We start from the raw sequence: 16,145 nt of genomic DNA on the forward strand, positions 1-16,145 counted from the left end.
CTGATATTAAATAAGCTCTATGCATTCAAGGCGTTTACCAAATTACTATTTTTTTTCTAATTCAAAAAACATACCAACATATTATTTTAAGAATGAGAATTAGATTAAGAAAAATTCTTAGAATTTGTATTATTTATTTTTTTGAAATTAAAAAAGTTTTATTTAATTTTTGTAAAGTTCTGGTATTGTTATAAATAATTCGAGATATAAATTGAAGCGAATTTTTACCATTATTGGGTTATTCTTTTTATTAATAATTATTAATTGTGCTAAAGCAGAAAAGGTATACAAAGCAGTTTTTGATTACGCTTACTATCCCTATGAGTTTGCAGAAAATGATACAAGCAAAGGCTTTTTAATAGACATTCTGAAAGAAATTTCCCGCGAAGTAGGAATAAATATCGAAATGCAATCTATGCAATGGGGCGAAGCCCTGAGGCAGTTCGACGAAGGCAAATTCGATATCATCTGTATGTATTATTCCGACGAAAGAGCGCAGAAATACAACCTATCTAATTCGGTAATTAACGTAACAGCCAATGTTTTTTATAGAAAAGGTGCTAAACCTATCAAATCGCCAAATGAATTAAACGGCAAAGAAATTCTTGTTGAAGAAGGACCACTGATTAAAGAGTTGGTAAAAAAAGTTGCACCTGATGCTAAAATTATCATAGTGGACAATCCAAGCCAGGCAATTGAATTGATGGTTCGAGAAAAATATGAATATGCTGTTATTCCTAAATTCATTGCTTATTATTATTGTTACAAAAACAATACTGATATTCTTCAGCCAACAGACATAATTATTTACAGTTCAAAAAATGTATTAGCAGTTCACAAAGACAATGTCGAGCTTATCCAGAAAATAAACGAAGGGCTCGATTTAATCCACCATAACGGCCGCTACCTGCAAATCTACAATAAATGGTTCGGCGAAATTGAAACACTCTATGAAAAAGAATCAATTATTGCCAAATATTGGCTTCCATCTCTTATCACTCTTTTAGTGTTGTTTGCTTTGTTTTTGCTGTGGAACTATTCGCTGAAAAAACAAGTAAAAGCCAAGACACAGGAACTCAAAAAGCAGTTTCTCGAACACATTCAATTAGAGCAGCAGCACAAAATGGCTCAATTTGTGATTGACCATTCTATTGATATGATTTTCGGTATTGATAAAGATTCCCGATTTATTTACGTAAATGACGCAGTTACCCACAATTTAGGATACACACGAGCAGAATTGCTTAAAATGACTGTCAAAGACATAGATAGTTCCTTCAAAATTGATAAATGGCAAGAAACATACTGGGAACTAATTAAGAAAGGTGAGTTCAATCATTATAGAACTTTGCAAAGAAGAAAGGACGGTTCATATTTGATTGTAGAAGGTAATATTTTCTATTTTGAGTTTGAGAAAAATGAGTATGTTTTTGCTATTATGCGGGATATTACTGAAAAAGAAAAGCTGATGGAGCAAATTGTTCGCTCGGAAGAAATTCTTAGAAGTATTTTCGAAAACACTCAACTTCCGATGTATATTTTTGACCCACGAAATTTAAAAATTATCGATATAAACAAAGCTGCAGAAGATTTCTATGGATATTCGAAGAACGAATTTTTAGGGATGAGAGTATCAGACCTTTTAATAAATAATAAAGAAAAATTAGAAAATTGCATTCTGGAACTAAAAGAAAATAATTCTGTTACTGTAGATCTTCTGCAACATACCAAATCTGGAGAATCACGAGAAGTATCTGTTTCGTCATCCGTAATTAAATTAAAAGAGGGAGACTTCGTTTTCTGTGTAGTAGTTGATAATACCGATAAAAATGAATATTTCAGAAAAATAAAAGAATCAGAAGAAAAATTCTTTAATATTTTCAATACTTCGCCCGATGGAGTTTCCATTACAAGAGTTAGCGACGGAATGTTTCTGGAAATTAACGACAGTGCTCTGAAGATGCTTGGAGTGGAAAACCGCAGCGAAGTGTTACTCAATCCGGATTATACAACAACGAAAGTATGGAATAATCTTTCACACCGCCACGAATTAGTCGAAAAACTTACAAAGGAAGGCGAAGCATATCTCGAAAATGTTGAGATGAAAAAAAAGAATGGAGCAATATTTTATTCTTCGATTTCTGCAAGATTAATTGAATTGAATGGTGAAAAATGCATACTTGCAATTTCACGTGATATTACGGAAAAGAAAAATCAGGAAGTGCTTCGCAGTGCCCTCTTCCAAATATCAGATGCGGCAATCAGCACACCGGATTTCATCTCACTATGCAAGAAAATTCATAGCATAATTTCTGACTTGATGCCATCTCAGAATTTTTATATAGCACTGCATAATAAAGAAGAAGATTTGTTCGAGTATCCATATTTTGTTGATGAGTACGACCCACCTCCACCACCGAGAAAACGAGGCAAAGGGCTAACCGAACTCGTTATTGATACTGGCAAAGCCTGGCTGGTTGACCCGGACGAATTCTATAGCTTAGTCGAGAAAGGTGTTGTCGAGAGCATTGGGGCTCCATCGATAGACTGGCTTGGTGTGCCTCTGAAAGTAAGCGATGAAGTAATCGGCGCTATTGTGGTGCAATCTTATACCGAAGGCATTCGCTATTCAAACGAACATAAAAACATACTCAGCTTTGTTTCGAACCAAATCGCTATGGCAATCGCACAAAAGAGATACCAGGAAGAACTCATTAAAGCAAATGAATTGCTCGAAGAACGCGTCGAACAGCGGACTATCCAGCTTCGTCAAGCGAACGAGGAACTTATCGCACAAGTTGAAGAGCGTATGCGTATAGAAAACGAAATTCGCGAAAGCGAACAGCGTTTCCGACTGATGGCAGATTCGGCACCCGTGCTTATCTGGATGAATGATTATACAGGACGCATCACTTATACAAATAAAACATGGATAGATTTCACAGGCAAAGAAATTATTACCGGACTTACGGACAACTGGCAAGAATTTATCTACGAAGAAGATATGCCACTATTTATTGAAAAATACAACGAATCGTTTAATAAAAAAGATAAATTTGAAGTTACTGTCAGGTTGATCAATAAAACCGAAGGTTATCGTTACGTCCTGCTGACAGCTACCCCAAGAATAATCAACAACGAGATTTTCCACGGATATATCGGCAGCGGTGTTGATGTAACCGAACTTCAACGCGCAATAGAAAAAGAACAGGAATTGAACTCGCTCAAAACGCGCTTTATCTCGACTGTTTCTCACGAATACCGCACACCGCTCACAACTATTATGACTGCATCATATCTTGTCGATACATTTATTAAAACGGGGAATCTTGCAGACGCTTCAAAATTTATTTCAAGAATTCAAGCTTCTGTTAAAAGTATGACTGATTTGCTCGACCAGGTGCTGACTATCTCCAAATCAGACACCGGCGACCAGAAAGCCAAACCTATTCTTACAAATATTTATGATTTCTGCCATAGTTTTGTAGATGAATACAGGATTATCGACAAGAACAATCACAATATTTACTTCGAAACCACCGACGACACCAGGCAACAATCATACATAGACCCAACTTTGTTGCAGCAGATACTTTCAAATCTTATCTCCAACGCAATTAAATATTCCCCAATTGATAGCGATATTGTTCTAACTCACAGAAAAGAGGGTTCTAATCTTATTTTCGAAGTTAAAGATAATGGAATTGGGATACCAAAAGAACAAATCAGATATATATTCGAACCATTCTATCGCGCTACAAACACAGGAGTTGTCCAAGGCAGTGGATTGGGGCTATCGATTGTGAAAAGATGCATTGATATGTACCGTGGTAAAATTGAAGTGGAAAGCCAGCTGAACGAAGGAACAATTGTAAAAGTGATTTTACCAGAAGTTCAACCCGAAGAAGAATAATCTTATTGTATCAGAATTTCGCAAACTGCATTAAAAATAATTTTTATGCAGAAAAAATTTTTTTTCTTATATTTGTAATTCGTTTAAAAGTAGAAAATTATATATATTTGGAGCAATCGGAATGATTACAAAAGAACAGAAAGCAGATTTTGTTGCAAAATACGGTGCAACTCCGAATGATACGGGCAAACCAGAAGTTCAAATTGCAATATTATCTGCAAGAATTGCCGACTTAACAAAACACCTGGAAATGCACAGGAAAGACAACCACACACGCCGTGGATTGATTAAACTTGTTGCAAAACGCCGTAAATTGCTAAATTATCTAATGAACACAGACATTACAAGATACCGCCAGATAATTTCAGCATTATCATTGCGTAAGTAAATTAAACGGCGAATGGGTCGCCGTTTTTATTTTTAATATAATTGGATAGATTATGTCTATAAGAACAGTAAAAATAGATTTCGACGGAAAAGAGTATTCGCTCGAAACTGGGCGTTTTGCTAAATTCGCAAGCGGAGCTGTGATGGTTCGCTGTGGCGATACTATGGTGTTGGTTACAGCCGTTGCAAGCGAAAATGAATTGAAAGATGTTGATTTTTTGCCACTTCAGGTTGAATACAGAGAAAAAATTTCGGCAGTCGGGAAAATACCCGGTGGCTTCCTGAAACGTGAAGGACGCCCTACGGACAAAGAAATACTTTCGGCACGCCTGATTGACCGCCCAATTCGCCCGATGATACCGAAAACCTGGCACTTCGAAACTCAGATTATTGCAACTGTTTTCAGTGCCGAACCGGATGTAAATCCCGACACTCTTGCTGCTGTTGGGGCATCTGCGGCTTTGCTTATCTCCGATATTCCTTTTCACGGTCCTATTTCAGAAGTTCGCATCGGCAGAGTTGATGGCGAATTTATTGTAAATCCATCGCTCGAACAACTCGAAAAAAGCGATATGGACATTACAGTTGCCGGAACAAGTCAGGCAATCACTATGGTCGAAGGCGAATCGAAAGAAATATCGGAAGAAGATTTTGTTGCCGCTTTGATGTTTGCTCACGAAAAAATTAAAGTTCTTAACCAACTTCAAATTCAACTTGCAGAGCAACTTGAGATAACAAAACGCGAGTACACAATCGAAGAAATTCCGGAAGAAATCGTTAAAACTATTGAAGAAGCTCTTTTCGATGAAATAAATCAATACGTTCATAGTCAAAGTTCAAAATCCGAGCGCCGCGAAAAACGAAACGAAATTTATGAAAAAGCATTAGCTCTTGTTACTGAAAAATTCGGTGAAAACGAAGAACTTCAACCACAGCTCGAACGTTACACAGGCAACATAGTTTCGGACATAGAGAAAAAACTTATGCGGCGAATGATTGTCGAAGAAAATCGCCGTTTAGACGGACGTTCGACAACTGATATTCGTCCAATCAGCTGCGAAGTTGGGCTGCTGCCTCGTACTCACGGTTCTTCGCTGTTTACCCGCGGCGAAACTCAAAGCTTATCGACTGTTACGTTGGGCACAAACCGCGACGAACAATTAATTGAAGGGTTAGAACCGGTTCGCACGGAACGTTTTATGCTTCATTATAATTTCCCGCCATTTAGCACTGGCGAAGTTGGTCGCTTGGGCACAAGCCGCAGGGAAATTGGTCACGGTCATCTTGCCTGGCGTGCTTTGAAGGAAATGCTTCCACCGCAGGAAGAATTTCCATATACAATTCGCGTTGTTTCCGACATTCTCGAATCGAACGGTTCGTCTTCGATGGCAACTGTATGCGCTGGTTCGCTTGCATTGTTCGACGCAGGAGTTCCGATGAAAAAACCTGTCGCCGGCATTGCAATGGGATTAATAAAGGAAGACGATAAAGTTGCCGTACTTAGCGATATTCTTGGCGACGAGGATTTCCTTGGTGATATGGATTTCAAAGTTGCCGGAACATTCGACGGTATTACTGCTTGCCAGATGGATATTAAAATCGAAGGGCTTTCAGTGGAAATTATGCGACAGGCTCTCGAACAAGCTCGCAAAGGACGGTTCCATATTCTCGGAATAATGAATGAAGTTATTAGCGAACCGCGTCCCGACTTATCACCTTATGCTCCACGATTTACAGCAATTAAAATTCCAACTGATATGATTGGCGCTGTGATTGGACCCGGCGGTGAAGTGATTCGCTCAATTTGCAGAGAAACTAACACTGAAATAAATATCGAAGACGACGGAACTGTATTAATTGCTGCAACTAACAGCCAATCAGCCGAAGATGCAACAAAGATGATTCAGTCGCTTGTGCAAAAACCAGTAGAAGGCGAAATTTACAAGGGAACAGTGAAAGAAGTGCGCGAAGGTCTGGGAGCTATTGTAGAATTCCTGCCAAAAACTCAAGGATTGCTCCATATCTCGCAAATCGCTCACGAACGCGTAACCAACCTGAAAGATTTCGTAAAAGTTGGTGATAAGTTCGAAGTAAAATTAATCGAAATTTCACCTGACGGCAAATATAGATTAAGCAGAAAAGCATTATTGCCAATTCCTGCCAAGCAGCCTTTGGTAAAAAAGGATATTCCTGCTAAAAACAATGATAAAGCAAGGTAAGAAACAGGCTTTTTCAGTTAGTCTGACATAACTTTAAGAAACATAAAAAAACGGAGAATAAAGAATAAGAACGCCTGAAGCGTTCTTGTTCTTTACTTAATATGGAAACAAATAAAGAAATTAAAAAGCTTGGGCTTTTGGGCTCGTTTGCCATTTATATTCCGGCTTCCATTCTAATGTATCTTTCGACCAAATATTTAATTCCTTGGTTGAGTAATACAACAGGTATGGAAGTAATACTTTGCTGGTTTATTGTGGCAGGGTTGCTAATATTCACCCCGTTAATTATTACCGGGTTGTTGATATTAAAAAATGAAGGTTATAGCTTTTCAAAAAGTACCTGGGCAGAACGTTTACGATTTCGTAAGCTAACAAATAAAGATTTAATCTGGAACTGTGTCGGGTTGCTTTTAGTTGGATTGTTCAGCGTATTAATAGTGAAAGGAATGGAATTATTTTTAGGCAAATTCGACCACACTCCGGATTTTATGACTTTCGAGCCATTAACAAAGGGACGCTTCTGGTTGCTACTTGTTTGGGTACCATACTGGCTATTGAACATTCTTGGAGAAGAATTTTTGTGGAGAGGTGTAATGCTGCCAAGGCAAGAAGTAGTATTCGGCAAATACACCTGGCTCGTTCACGGATTTGGTTGGGGAATTTTTCACATTGCTTTTGGCTGGCAATTGTTAATAACACTGATACCATTAATTTTCATTCAATCATATTTAGTTCAAAAAACCAAGAACTCTTCTGTTGGTGTGTTAATGCACGCAGCAATCAATGGTCCCAGTTTTATTGCTATTTCTTTAGGATTAATATAAAAATTATTTTAATAAAAAATTGGATAAAAAATGAGTAACGAAGAACAAACAATTCACGATTTTGATGTTGCATTGATTTGCGAATATTTTTCAACTATGGAACGCCAAGGACCAGGAAGCGAAGAATCAACAATAAAAGCACTAAGCTTTATTGATAACATTTCTGAAAATTCCAAAATTGTTGACCTTGGTTGTGGCACAGGTGCCCAAACAATAGTTTTAGCTCAAAATACTGTTGCTGGAAGTATTACTGCCATAGATTTATTTCCCGGGTTTATCGATAAACTCAATGATAAAATAATTAAATATAATCTGCAAGACCGGGTTCAGGGCATTGTAGGTTCAATGGATAATCTTGATTTTCAAGAAAATGAATTAGACCTGATTTGGAGTGAAGGAGCTATATACAATATTGGATTTGAAAAAGGCTTGAATTATTGGAATAAGTTTTTGAAAAAAGGTGGCTATGTTGCTGTATCGGAGGCATCGTGGTTCACTGAAGAACGACCAAAGGAAATATTTGATTTCTGGAATAACGCATATCCAGAAATCGATACAATTGCTAATAAAATCGCTCAAATGCAAAAAGCGGGTTATGTTGTAGTGGCATCATTCATATTGCCCGATGTTTGCTGGACCGATAACTTCTTCAAACCAGCAGTATCCGCACAAAAGGCATTTTTAGAAAAATATAAAGGAAATAAATCTGTTGAAGAATTTATTAATTATGAAAAATGTGAAGCATCACTATACGACAAATATAAAGACTATTATGGATATGTATTTTACATCGGAAAAAAAATATAAGCGGTTCTAATGTCCTATCCAAAAGCAAAGGATACAAATATTTTTTTTCATAAATAGAATATCAATTCTCTATTGTTATTTGTAATAAAAAACTTATTGCATATCTATACTATTTCTTCATTCGAAGCAAAAAATCAACAATAATTAGCTCTCTGATGAAAAATTATTTTCTTTTGTTTTAATATATTTTTTTATAAGTTAATACAGTTAGTTTCATAATATCAAAGATACTTATAAACTTTCTATCAGGAGACAGCCAATGCAACAGAAAAAGAAGATTTTCTTTATTATTTCTATTTTGGTGCTTTCTTTGGTGGAGCTCCAAGCACAAGTAAGCATTAATGCTGCAGGCGGCAATGCTTCCGGAAGCAGTGGCTCTGTGAGCTATTCCGTTGGACAAGTTTTTTACACTACAAATTCTTATGCAAACACATCAGTTGTACAAGGAGTGCAGCAACCATACGAAATTTCGGTTGTTTCGTCTGTTGATGAAGCCAAAAGTATTACTCTTTTGGTTTCGGCTTATCCAAATCCGGCAACAGATTACTTACAATTACAAATTGAAGGCGAGATGATAGGAAATTTATCATATCAGTTGGTAGATATTACAGGAAAACTTTTGCAAAATCAACAAATTTTAAACAATCAAACAACAATAATCATCAGCAATTATGTATCATCAACTTATTTTCTAAAAGTTTTTCAAGGTAATAAAGAAATAAAAACTTTTAAGATAATTAAGAAATAGGAGAGCAAAACTATGAAAAAATTATTTACAATTTTAATATTAATAATATTAGCCTCCGGCATATTTGCACAAACCCCAGAAAAAATAAGCTATCAGGCTGTTGTCCGCGATGCAAGCAACAATCTTGTTACTAACCGCACCATTGGAATTCAAATAAGCATACTACAAAACTCAATAAACGGGAACGTGGTTTACAGGGAAATCTTTAATCCAAACCCGAAAACTAACGATAACGGATTATTAACAATAGAAATCGGGAGTGGAATTACGGTATTGGGTTCGTTTTCCGGAATTGACTGGTCGGCCGGACCATATTTTATTAAAACTGAAATCGATATTAATGGTGGAACTAACTACACAATTACTTCAACAAGCCAGATTTTAAGCGTTCCTTATGCTCTCCACGCAAAAACGGCAGAAAGAATAACCGGTGCAATTACAGAAGCAGACCCTCTCTGGAAAGCAAGTCCATCCTTCGGAATAACCAACACACACATTTCGAATTGGGATAATGCATATACTCATTGCACATCCAATTCAGGTCTAATTCACGGTTCAACTATTGTGGGCAGTAATTTACTACGGCTGCCAAATCCATCTGGAGTGAGTTTTTTACGAATAAATACAGATAACAGCGTAAGTGCTTTAACTGCTAACGACTTCCGCACTGCAATCGGTGCAGGCTCCGGAACAGTAACCAGCATTGAAACAGGCAATGGGATAACAGGTGGCACTATTACCAATCAAGGCACAATCGGACTTACCGGACAAGCACTCGCCTTGCATAATCTTTCTACCAACGGAATAATTACCAGAACAGGAGACGGAACTGTTGCAACCCGCACAATCAACCCTGGGGCAGGAATAATAGTAACCAACGGGAATGGTGTAAATGGCAACCCGACTATTTCTGTAAAGACATATCAAGTAGGAGATTTTGCCCACGGGGGTATAGTTTTTTGGGTCGATGCAACCGGACAGCACGGGCTTGTCTGTGCTAAAACAGACCAATCGACAGGAATTAGATGGTATGCTGGGACAAGCTGCAATACAATGGCTCGTGGCGATGGACCTTATGCAGGTAAAGCAAATACAGCAATAATAATTGCTACGCACGCTGCTCTTGGAGGCGACACGAATATGTATGCGGCAAGAATGTGCAATGAGCTGATAATTACTGAGGGAGGAACTACTTATGGTGATTGGTACTTACCGTCAATGCAGGAATTGCTGCTAATGCATAACAACCGAACAGCAATAGATTCAACTGCTGTAGCTAACGGAGGCACTGCTTTATCTTCAAACACCTTCTATTGGAGTTCTAACGAGTATTCTGCTAATATGGCAAAAGTGATCACTTTCTTAAATGGTTTTTCTAGTTATGGTGGTAAAAACACCCATGCTCGCGTTCGTGCTATCAGGTCATTTTAGAATTTCACAGCTGAATAAACAAAAGCATTTAAAAAAAACAGGCTGCCCGAAATTCGTGGCAGCCTGAATTTATTATGTTAGTATTTTATGCTAATTTTTCGAATCTTGCCTGGAAGAAACGCAGGTAGCGTGGCTCATAAACCATCTTCAAACCTTTAGCTGATTTTCTGTGTTCATACAGTTCAGCAACTGAATAAGCAACAACATCGAGATGAGATTGAGTATAAACGCGGCGAGGAATAGTGAGGCGCACAAGTTCAAGTTTAGGTTTGTATTCTTCGCCAGTTTCTTTGTTTCGACCAGCAGAAACAATACCGCGTTCCATACCGCGAACACCAGAATCAACATAGAGGTCGGCTGCAAGTGCTTGTGCCGGATATTGTTCTTGTGGAATGTGTTCGTAGAAGCGTTTTGCATCAAGGAAAATTGCGTGTCCGCCAAATGGTTTTACCATTGGAACATTGTATTCGTCGAGAAGTTCGCCAAGATAGTGAACTTGTTTAATACGTGAAGCCATATAATCATCCTGAATTGCTTCTTCCATACCGCGTGCCATTGCTTCCATATCGCGACCAGCAAGCCCGCCATAAGTATGCAAACCTTCGTAAACAACCACCATATTGCGAAGTTCTTCGAATAAATCCCAGTCATTTACTGCAACAAATCCACCAATGTTTACAAGCAAGTCCTTCTTGCCGCTCATTGTTGCACAATCGGAGTAGGAGCAGAACTCTTTCAGAATTTCAGCAATTGGTTTATCTTTGTAGCCTTCTTCTCTTTGTTGAATGAAGTAAGCATTTTCCATAGCACGAGTAGCGTCGAGCACAACTTTGATTCCGTGCTTGTTGGCAAGTGCGTAAACTTCTTTGATGTTTGCCATCGATACCGGCTGACCGCCTGCCATATTAACAGTTGCACCAACAGTGATATAAGCAACTTTATCAGCACCAACTTTTTTGATTAAGTCTTCGAATTTCTGCAAATCAACATTACCTTTGAACGGATGATTTGACTGCGAATCGTGAGCTTCATCTATAATTACATCAACGAAAGTGCCACCAGCAAGCTCCTGATGCAAACGAGTAGTTGTAAAATACATATTACCGGGAACATACTGACCCGGCTTAATCAAAGCTTGCGACAAAAGATGTTCTGCACCACGACCTTGATGAGTTGGAACTAAATATTTATAACCATAGAATTTTTGAACGTTTGATTCAAGATAATAAAAGTTCTTGCTTCCAGCATAAGCTTCATCGCCAAGCATCATTCCAGCCCATTGATAATCGCTCATTGCGTTTGTGCCGCTATCGGTCAGCAAATCGATATAAACATCTTCCGAGCGAAGCAAAAATGTGTTGTAACCAGCTTCACGAATACATTTTTCACGGTATTCACGAGAAGTAACCTTCAATGGTTCTACAACCTTAATTTTGTAAGGTTCTGCCCAGGGTCTGCGTGTAAATTTCATCGTTTTTTCCTTTAATTTATAAACTACAAAAACAAGTTAATTAAATATTTATATTTTTATAAGTCTTACAAAGATAGTTAAATAGATAAAAAAAACAAAATTAAGTATAAAATTATCTTATTGTTTTTTTGAAATATTAAGCAAATTGAAAGACAACCCAACAGCAAAACTAAAGTAACTATCAAATATCCGAATCTTTCTGTTGAGCATTGGCGAAGGCTCGTCGAGCACTTTTTTAGCTTGTTTGAATATGTCCATTTTTTTCGGGAAATAGCAATAATCTAACTGAAAAATCAGGCTTCCAAGAAAAAAAGATTCAGGATATTCATCGAAACCAAGTTCCAAACCGCTGTAAACATTTAGCCCGGGAATAACCTCTAATTCATTATAAAGAGTGGAACTTACGCGCTTATCCAAAGCATAGTTCGAGCGAATAGTTTCTCGCCATCGCGTCTGCTGAAACAAAGCTCCGACGCCTGCCCCCGCATAAGACCGAAACTGCTTGTCGTGCGGGATAAACTCAACCTTCAACAAAATCGGAATTCGATTGAATGATATTTCGTTCGTATGGCTACGTGTAATGTATGTTCCCAAAGTCCAAAATTCATCAAAGTAAGAGTAATTAACAAAACTTGAAGCAATTGCAAGACGCAACTTTGGCATAATCCAGCTCTTGTATTCAATCAGTATAGTTGGGCTTGCCGAAAAATCCTGAACATTGCCGCCAAATCCTTTGTTGTAGAGTTCGATAAATTTATCAGCGTTTTGTCCTAAATCCCAGCCAATCCCGGCAAAAATAATGGGCTTGAATTTGTCCTCAGTAAATCTATCCAACACAATTTCGCTATTTGATTGCGAAACTGAACATATAATAAAACAGAATATTATTAATAATTTTTTCATCTATTATTACATTTTAAAAAGAAAATCGAACCAACCACCAAAGTTAATCGAAAACTCTGTCAATTCGTTTGTTGGTTTGCCGTTACGCTGAAAAGCATATTTATTGCTGCCTTGGTTGTTTTTCAGGTAGCGGCTCTCAAGCCGGATATATGAGTTCACGCTTGGCTTGTATTCAACACCAACAGTAAAATCAAAACCTTCAACATTTAATTTATAAACATTTTCCGTTTCTGAAAAATACGAAATTCTTGCAGAATTGCTGAATTTTTCATTTATTGAATACTTGTAAGCTAAGAACCCACTTTTCATTGTGCCGTTTGCACCTTTGTATGAATTTTCGAGAGTGGCATAATCAATTTGTCCAAGCAAATCAAAGCTTTTGCTCAATTTCGCATTGACTATTACATTGTGATATGTATGCAAACGGCTTTTTTTACCTTCGGGCTCCTCGTTGCCAAACATATTATTGTAAGCAACAGAAAAATCATCCAAAGCGTAGTTAAAAGCAAAAGCAATTGTTTTGTTTTTGTTGTTATCTTCGAAAAGATGATTGCCATTAATTAAATATGCAGCAGCTGAAAAATTGTTTGTCAGTTCATATTGAAGCATAACGCCGGTTTGATATGTCGGTTCAAAAAAAGTAGTCGCAGAATGTGAAGAGAGAAAATTGTTACGTGGGTGAGTTGTTTCGCCACCTATGTGTGTCGAAAAAATACCGGCACCAAGCCACAATCTATCGGCTAATCGATATTCAATATTTGCTTGCTGAATATTTTTAGGTTCCTGAAAATATATATTTTTCGGTATATCGCCTTCCTGCAAAGCAAGAGTAGCGCGGATATTATCATCAGTATAGTTAAACTTCAGATATGCTATGTTCAATGCAAAAGTTTCGCGACGATGGTTAATCGAAGAAAACAAGTCGAATTCTCTGTCCAGATTATCTGTGCAATAGTAAGAATCAACATAGCCAAGAACAGAAAATTTTGGACTACCAGCAAATAATTGGTTCGAAAAAACTAAAAACAAGATAAATATTTTGAACTTTCTCATATTTTTCCTTATTTTATTATCAATAAAGTTGCAAAAATACGTTTTCAAAAGCAAAGCAAAAAAAATTAAATTAAATTAATCAAAAATTTAATAAATATTAATAGTAATATTTAATCCAATTTAATAAATTATGATTAAAATAATGTAAAAAACAACGACATAAAATATGCAAAAAATCTTAATAATAGACGATGCCGAATTCATTCTTGAAAGCACTTCCACACTGCTTCGGTTTGAAGGCTACGAAGTTTACACAGCAAATGACGGAAAAACCGGTATCAAAACTGCACTCGAAGTGAAACCAGATTTAATTCTTTGCGATATTTCTATGCCGGGAATTGATGGATTTCAGGTGCTTTCCAAAATCCGGGAAACGCCGGAAATTTCTACTGTTCCTTTCATATTCCTTACGGCTTTCACCGAAAAACAAAATATGCGTCTCGGTATGGAAAAAGGTGCAGACGATTATTTGGTGAAGCCATATACACGGGATGAACTCATTTCCGCACTCGAAGCACAATGGAAAAAATTCAAGAATATCGAGCGTCAGGTGCAGGAAAAAATCGAAGAAGTTGGAAGAAACTTAAATTATGCATTGCCTCACGAATTCCGGACCGTGCTCAATCAAGTGATTGGTTCAGCAAAATATTTAACGACAAACACTGATGATATTACAAAAGATGAAATAATTGAGCTTGGCAACGACATTATTCATTCTGCCCAAAGACTGATGAAAATCACTGAAAACTTCCTTGTATTCATTCGCATAGAATCATTTGCTTCTAATCCCGAAAAAAGACGACGTTTGCGTGAAGCACGCACAGACGAACCCGCTGCTATGCTTGTTGATATTGCTTCGCTGCTTGCCGCTAAATATGAAAGATATGATGATATTGATATTGAAGGAATTGCTGAAAACATATACATTGAAATTGCAACAGACAGCTTTCATAAAATCATCGATGAATTAATCGACAACGCCTTTAAGTTTTCAGAAAAAGGCAAAAAAATCAAAATCACTATCGCCGCAAATGATGATAAGTTCTACGCAAGCATAATCGACCAGGGACGTGGTATGACACAAGAGCAAATCGAGAACATTGGTGCATACCGTCAGTTTGAGCGTCAGATTTACGAGCAGCAAGGAGTTGGCTTGGGACTTATTATCGCAAAGCGACTTGTTGAATTGCACGATGGTGAATTCAGCATTTCAAGCGAAGTTGGAGTGGGTACTAATGTATCATTTACTTTGCCAGCTAAGCCTGCCGCTCATATATAATTAACTATATCCCGAGAACGAAAGTCGTCTGTGCTTTAGCATAGTAATTAGACTTATCTGCTTCTTTTTTTCAGCTATTTTTATTTTACTTTATTAATAATCTTAATTAAAGTAAATTTGTATTTTATTTTTTACATTTTGTTAATTTTATGAAAATTAGTGGTTTTTCATTTGTTCGCAACGGAAGCAAACTATATTATCCCGTCAAAGAATCTATTGAATCGATGTTGCCATTGTGCGACGAAATATATGTGGCAGTCGGGCAAGGCGACCCCGACGACACTTCGCGCGAAGATATTGCATCAATCGGTAGCGACAAAATACACATTATCGATACAGTCTGGGACGAACGCTATATGGTGCGTGGTGCAATCCATGCAATTCAGACAGATATAGCAATGAAAGCCTGTTCGGGCGACTGGCTGCTGTATCTGCAAGCCGATGAACTGATACACGAAAAAGATGTGCCCGAGATACGCCGCCGATGCGAGCAATTGCTCGATAATCCGGAAATCGAGGGGCTTCTCTTCGATTATTATCACTTCTGGGGTGATTATTTTCACTTCCATAATTCCCACGGCTGGTATAAAAATGAAATAAGAATAGTCAGGAACCTGCCCGAAATTCACTCGTGGCAAAGTGCCCAATCATTCCGCTATTTCGATTATTATGAACGCCCGCACCAACGCGAAGGCACCCGCAAACTCCGCGTTGCAAAAGTCAATGCTCATATTTACCACTACGGGTGGGTGCGTCCGCCACACCTTATGCAAAGCAAAAGCAAAGCAATCGACACAAACCACAAAGGTGCTGCAAAAGTAGAAGAAATCTACCGCAATAAACCTGCTGAATTCGACTACGGTCCGCTTAACCGACTTGCTTTGTTCAAAGGCTCTCATCCAAAAGTTATGCAAAAGCGTATAAGCGAAATGTTCTGGCAGGATAAACTTCAATATGACGGCAAGCCAAATCCAAACCGCGAACCGCACAAACACGAACGTTTCAAATATCGTTTACTTTCTTTCATTGAAAATAATTTTTTAGGTGGTCATCAAATTTCTTCATTTAAGAACTATGAACTAATTAAAAATGTTTGATAATTAATTTTTG

Annotated in this window: 12 protein-coding genes; 9 read left to right on the plus strand and 3 right to left on the minus strand. The window is 37.5% G+C overall.

Annotated features, from left to right (window positions below; genetic code table 11):
* Nucleotides 1-211 precede the first annotated feature (211 nt).
* The 7 genes from ACY2LT_RS06670 (at nucleotide 212) to ACY2LT_RS06700 (ending at nucleotide 10,329) form a co-directional block, all read left to right on the plus strand.
* Nucleotides 212-3,913, plus strand: a complete 3,702-nt coding sequence (locus tag ACY2LT_RS06670) for a PAS domain S-box protein (protein ID WP_491814696.1) — start codon at nucleotides 212-214, stop codon at nucleotides 3,911-3,913.
* 121 nt (nucleotides 3,914-4,034) lie between these two features.
* Complete coding sequence (gene rpsO / locus ACY2LT_RS06675; RefSeq protein WP_491814698.1) at nucleotides 4,035-4,301, plus strand: 30S ribosomal protein S15; 267 nt, start codon at nucleotides 4,035-4,037, stop codon at nucleotides 4,299-4,301.
* Between the two features lie 52 nt (nucleotides 4,302-4,353).
* The gene (pnp, locus tag ACY2LT_RS06680; RefSeq protein WP_491814700.1) at nucleotides 4,354-6,519 is read left to right on the plus strand and encodes a polyribonucleotide nucleotidyltransferase; all 2,166 of its coding nucleotides are present in this window, start codon (nucleotides 4,354-4,356) and stop codon (nucleotides 6,517-6,519) included.
* Nucleotides 6,520-6,620: 101 nt separating this feature from the next.
* Entirely contained in the window at nucleotides 6,621-7,343 is a 723-nt protein-coding gene (locus tag ACY2LT_RS06685; protein WP_491814701.1) for a CPBP family intramembrane glutamic endopeptidase, read from the plus strand.
* A 30-nt stretch (nucleotides 7,344-7,373) separates the two neighbouring features.
* Nucleotides 7,374-8,150, plus strand: a complete 777-nt coding sequence (locus tag ACY2LT_RS06690; RefSeq protein WP_491814702.1) for a class I SAM-dependent methyltransferase — start codon at nucleotides 7,374-7,376, stop codon at nucleotides 8,148-8,150.
* 259 nt (nucleotides 8,151-8,409) lie between these two features.
* Nucleotides 8,410-8,898, plus strand: a complete 489-nt coding sequence (locus tag ACY2LT_RS06695; RefSeq protein WP_491814703.1) for a T9SS type A sorting domain-containing protein — start codon at nucleotides 8,410-8,412, stop codon at nucleotides 8,896-8,898.
* Between the two features lie 12 nt (nucleotides 8,899-8,910).
* Nucleotides 8,911-10,329 carry an Lcl domain-containing protein gene (locus ACY2LT_RS06700; protein WP_491814704.1) on the plus strand — a complete coding sequence of 473 codons (1,419 nt, stop codon included), beginning with the start codon at nucleotides 8,911-8,913 and terminating at the stop codon, nucleotides 10,327-10,329.
* An 85-nt stretch (nucleotides 10,330-10,414) separates the two neighbouring features.
* On the opposite strand, the gene ACY2LT_RS06705 is transcribed toward ACY2LT_RS06700, so the two are convergent.
* The 3 genes from ACY2LT_RS06705 to ACY2LT_RS06715 form a co-directional block, all read right to left on the minus strand.
* Nucleotides 10,415-11,800, minus strand: a complete 1,386-nt coding sequence (locus ACY2LT_RS06705; RefSeq protein WP_491814706.1) for a tyrosine phenol-lyase — start codon at nucleotides 11,798-11,800, stop codon at nucleotides 10,415-10,417.
* A gap of 117 nt (nucleotides 11,801-11,917) precedes the next feature.
* Nucleotides 11,918-12,703, minus strand: a complete 786-nt coding sequence (locus ACY2LT_RS06710; RefSeq protein ID WP_491814707.1) for a hypothetical protein — start codon at nucleotides 12,701-12,703, stop codon at nucleotides 11,918-11,920.
* Between the two features lie 6 nt (nucleotides 12,704-12,709).
* A complete protein-coding gene (locus ACY2LT_RS06715; RefSeq protein WP_491814709.1) occupies nucleotides 12,710-13,756 on the minus strand; it encodes an outer membrane beta-barrel protein in 1,047 nt (348 codons plus the stop codon).
* 166 nt (nucleotides 13,757-13,922) lie between these two features.
* Here ACY2LT_RS06715 and ACY2LT_RS06720 point away from each other — a divergent pair, with 166 nt between their 5' ends.
* Entirely contained in the window at nucleotides 13,923-15,035 is a 1,113-nt protein-coding gene (locus tag ACY2LT_RS06720) for a hybrid sensor histidine kinase/response regulator (RefSeq protein WP_491814711.1), read from the plus strand.
* 149 nt (nucleotides 15,036-15,184) lie between these two features.
* A complete protein-coding gene (locus tag ACY2LT_RS06725; protein WP_491814712.1) occupies nucleotides 15,185-16,132 on the plus strand; it encodes a glycosyltransferase family protein in 948 nt (315 codons plus the stop codon).
* The last annotated feature ends 13 nt before the right edge of the window (nucleotides 16,133-16,145 follow it).

Source organism: Eximiradius proteiniborus (genome assembly GCF_058546985.1).

Bases quoted from the DNA above. Each gene is read 5' to 3' on its own strand.
- pnp (WP_491814700.1), top strand. From the start codon at position 4,354: ATGTCTATAAGAACAGTAAAAATAGATTTCGACGGAAAAGAGTATTCG.
- ACY2LT_RS06720 (WP_491814711.1), top strand. From the start codon at position 13,923: ATGCAAAAAATCTTAATAATAGACGATGCCGAATTCATTCTTGAAAGC.
- rpsO (WP_491814698.1), top strand. From the start codon at position 4,035: ATGATTACAAAAGAACAGAAAGCAGATTTTGTTGCAAAATACGGTGCA.
- ACY2LT_RS06705 (WP_491814706.1), bottom strand. From the start codon at position 11,800: ATGAAATTTACACGCAGACCCTGGGCAGAACCTTACAAAATTAAGGTT.
- ACY2LT_RS06710 (WP_491814707.1), bottom strand. From the start codon at position 12,703: ATGAAAAAATTATTAATAATATTCTGTTTTATTATATGTTCAGTTTCG.
- ACY2LT_RS06725 (WP_491814712.1), top strand. From the start codon at position 15,185: ATGAAAATTAGTGGTTTTTCATTTGTTCGCAACGGAAGCAAACTATAT.
- ACY2LT_RS06715 (WP_491814709.1), bottom strand. From the start codon at position 13,756: ATGAGAAAGTTCAAAATATTTATCTTGTTTTTAGTTTTTTCGAACCAA.
- ACY2LT_RS06700 (WP_491814704.1), top strand. From the start codon at position 8,911: ATGAAAAAATTATTTACAATTTTAATATTAATAATATTAGCCTCCGGC.
- ACY2LT_RS06690 (WP_491814702.1), top strand. From the start codon at position 7,374: ATGAGTAACGAAGAACAAACAATTCACGATTTTGATGTTGCATTGATT.
- ACY2LT_RS06685 (WP_491814701.1), top strand. From the start codon at position 6,621: ATGGAAACAAATAAAGAAATTAAAAAGCTTGGGCTTTTGGGCTCGTTT.
- ACY2LT_RS06695 (WP_491814703.1), top strand. From the start codon at position 8,410: ATGCAACAGAAAAAGAAGATTTTCTTTATTATTTCTATTTTGGTGCTT.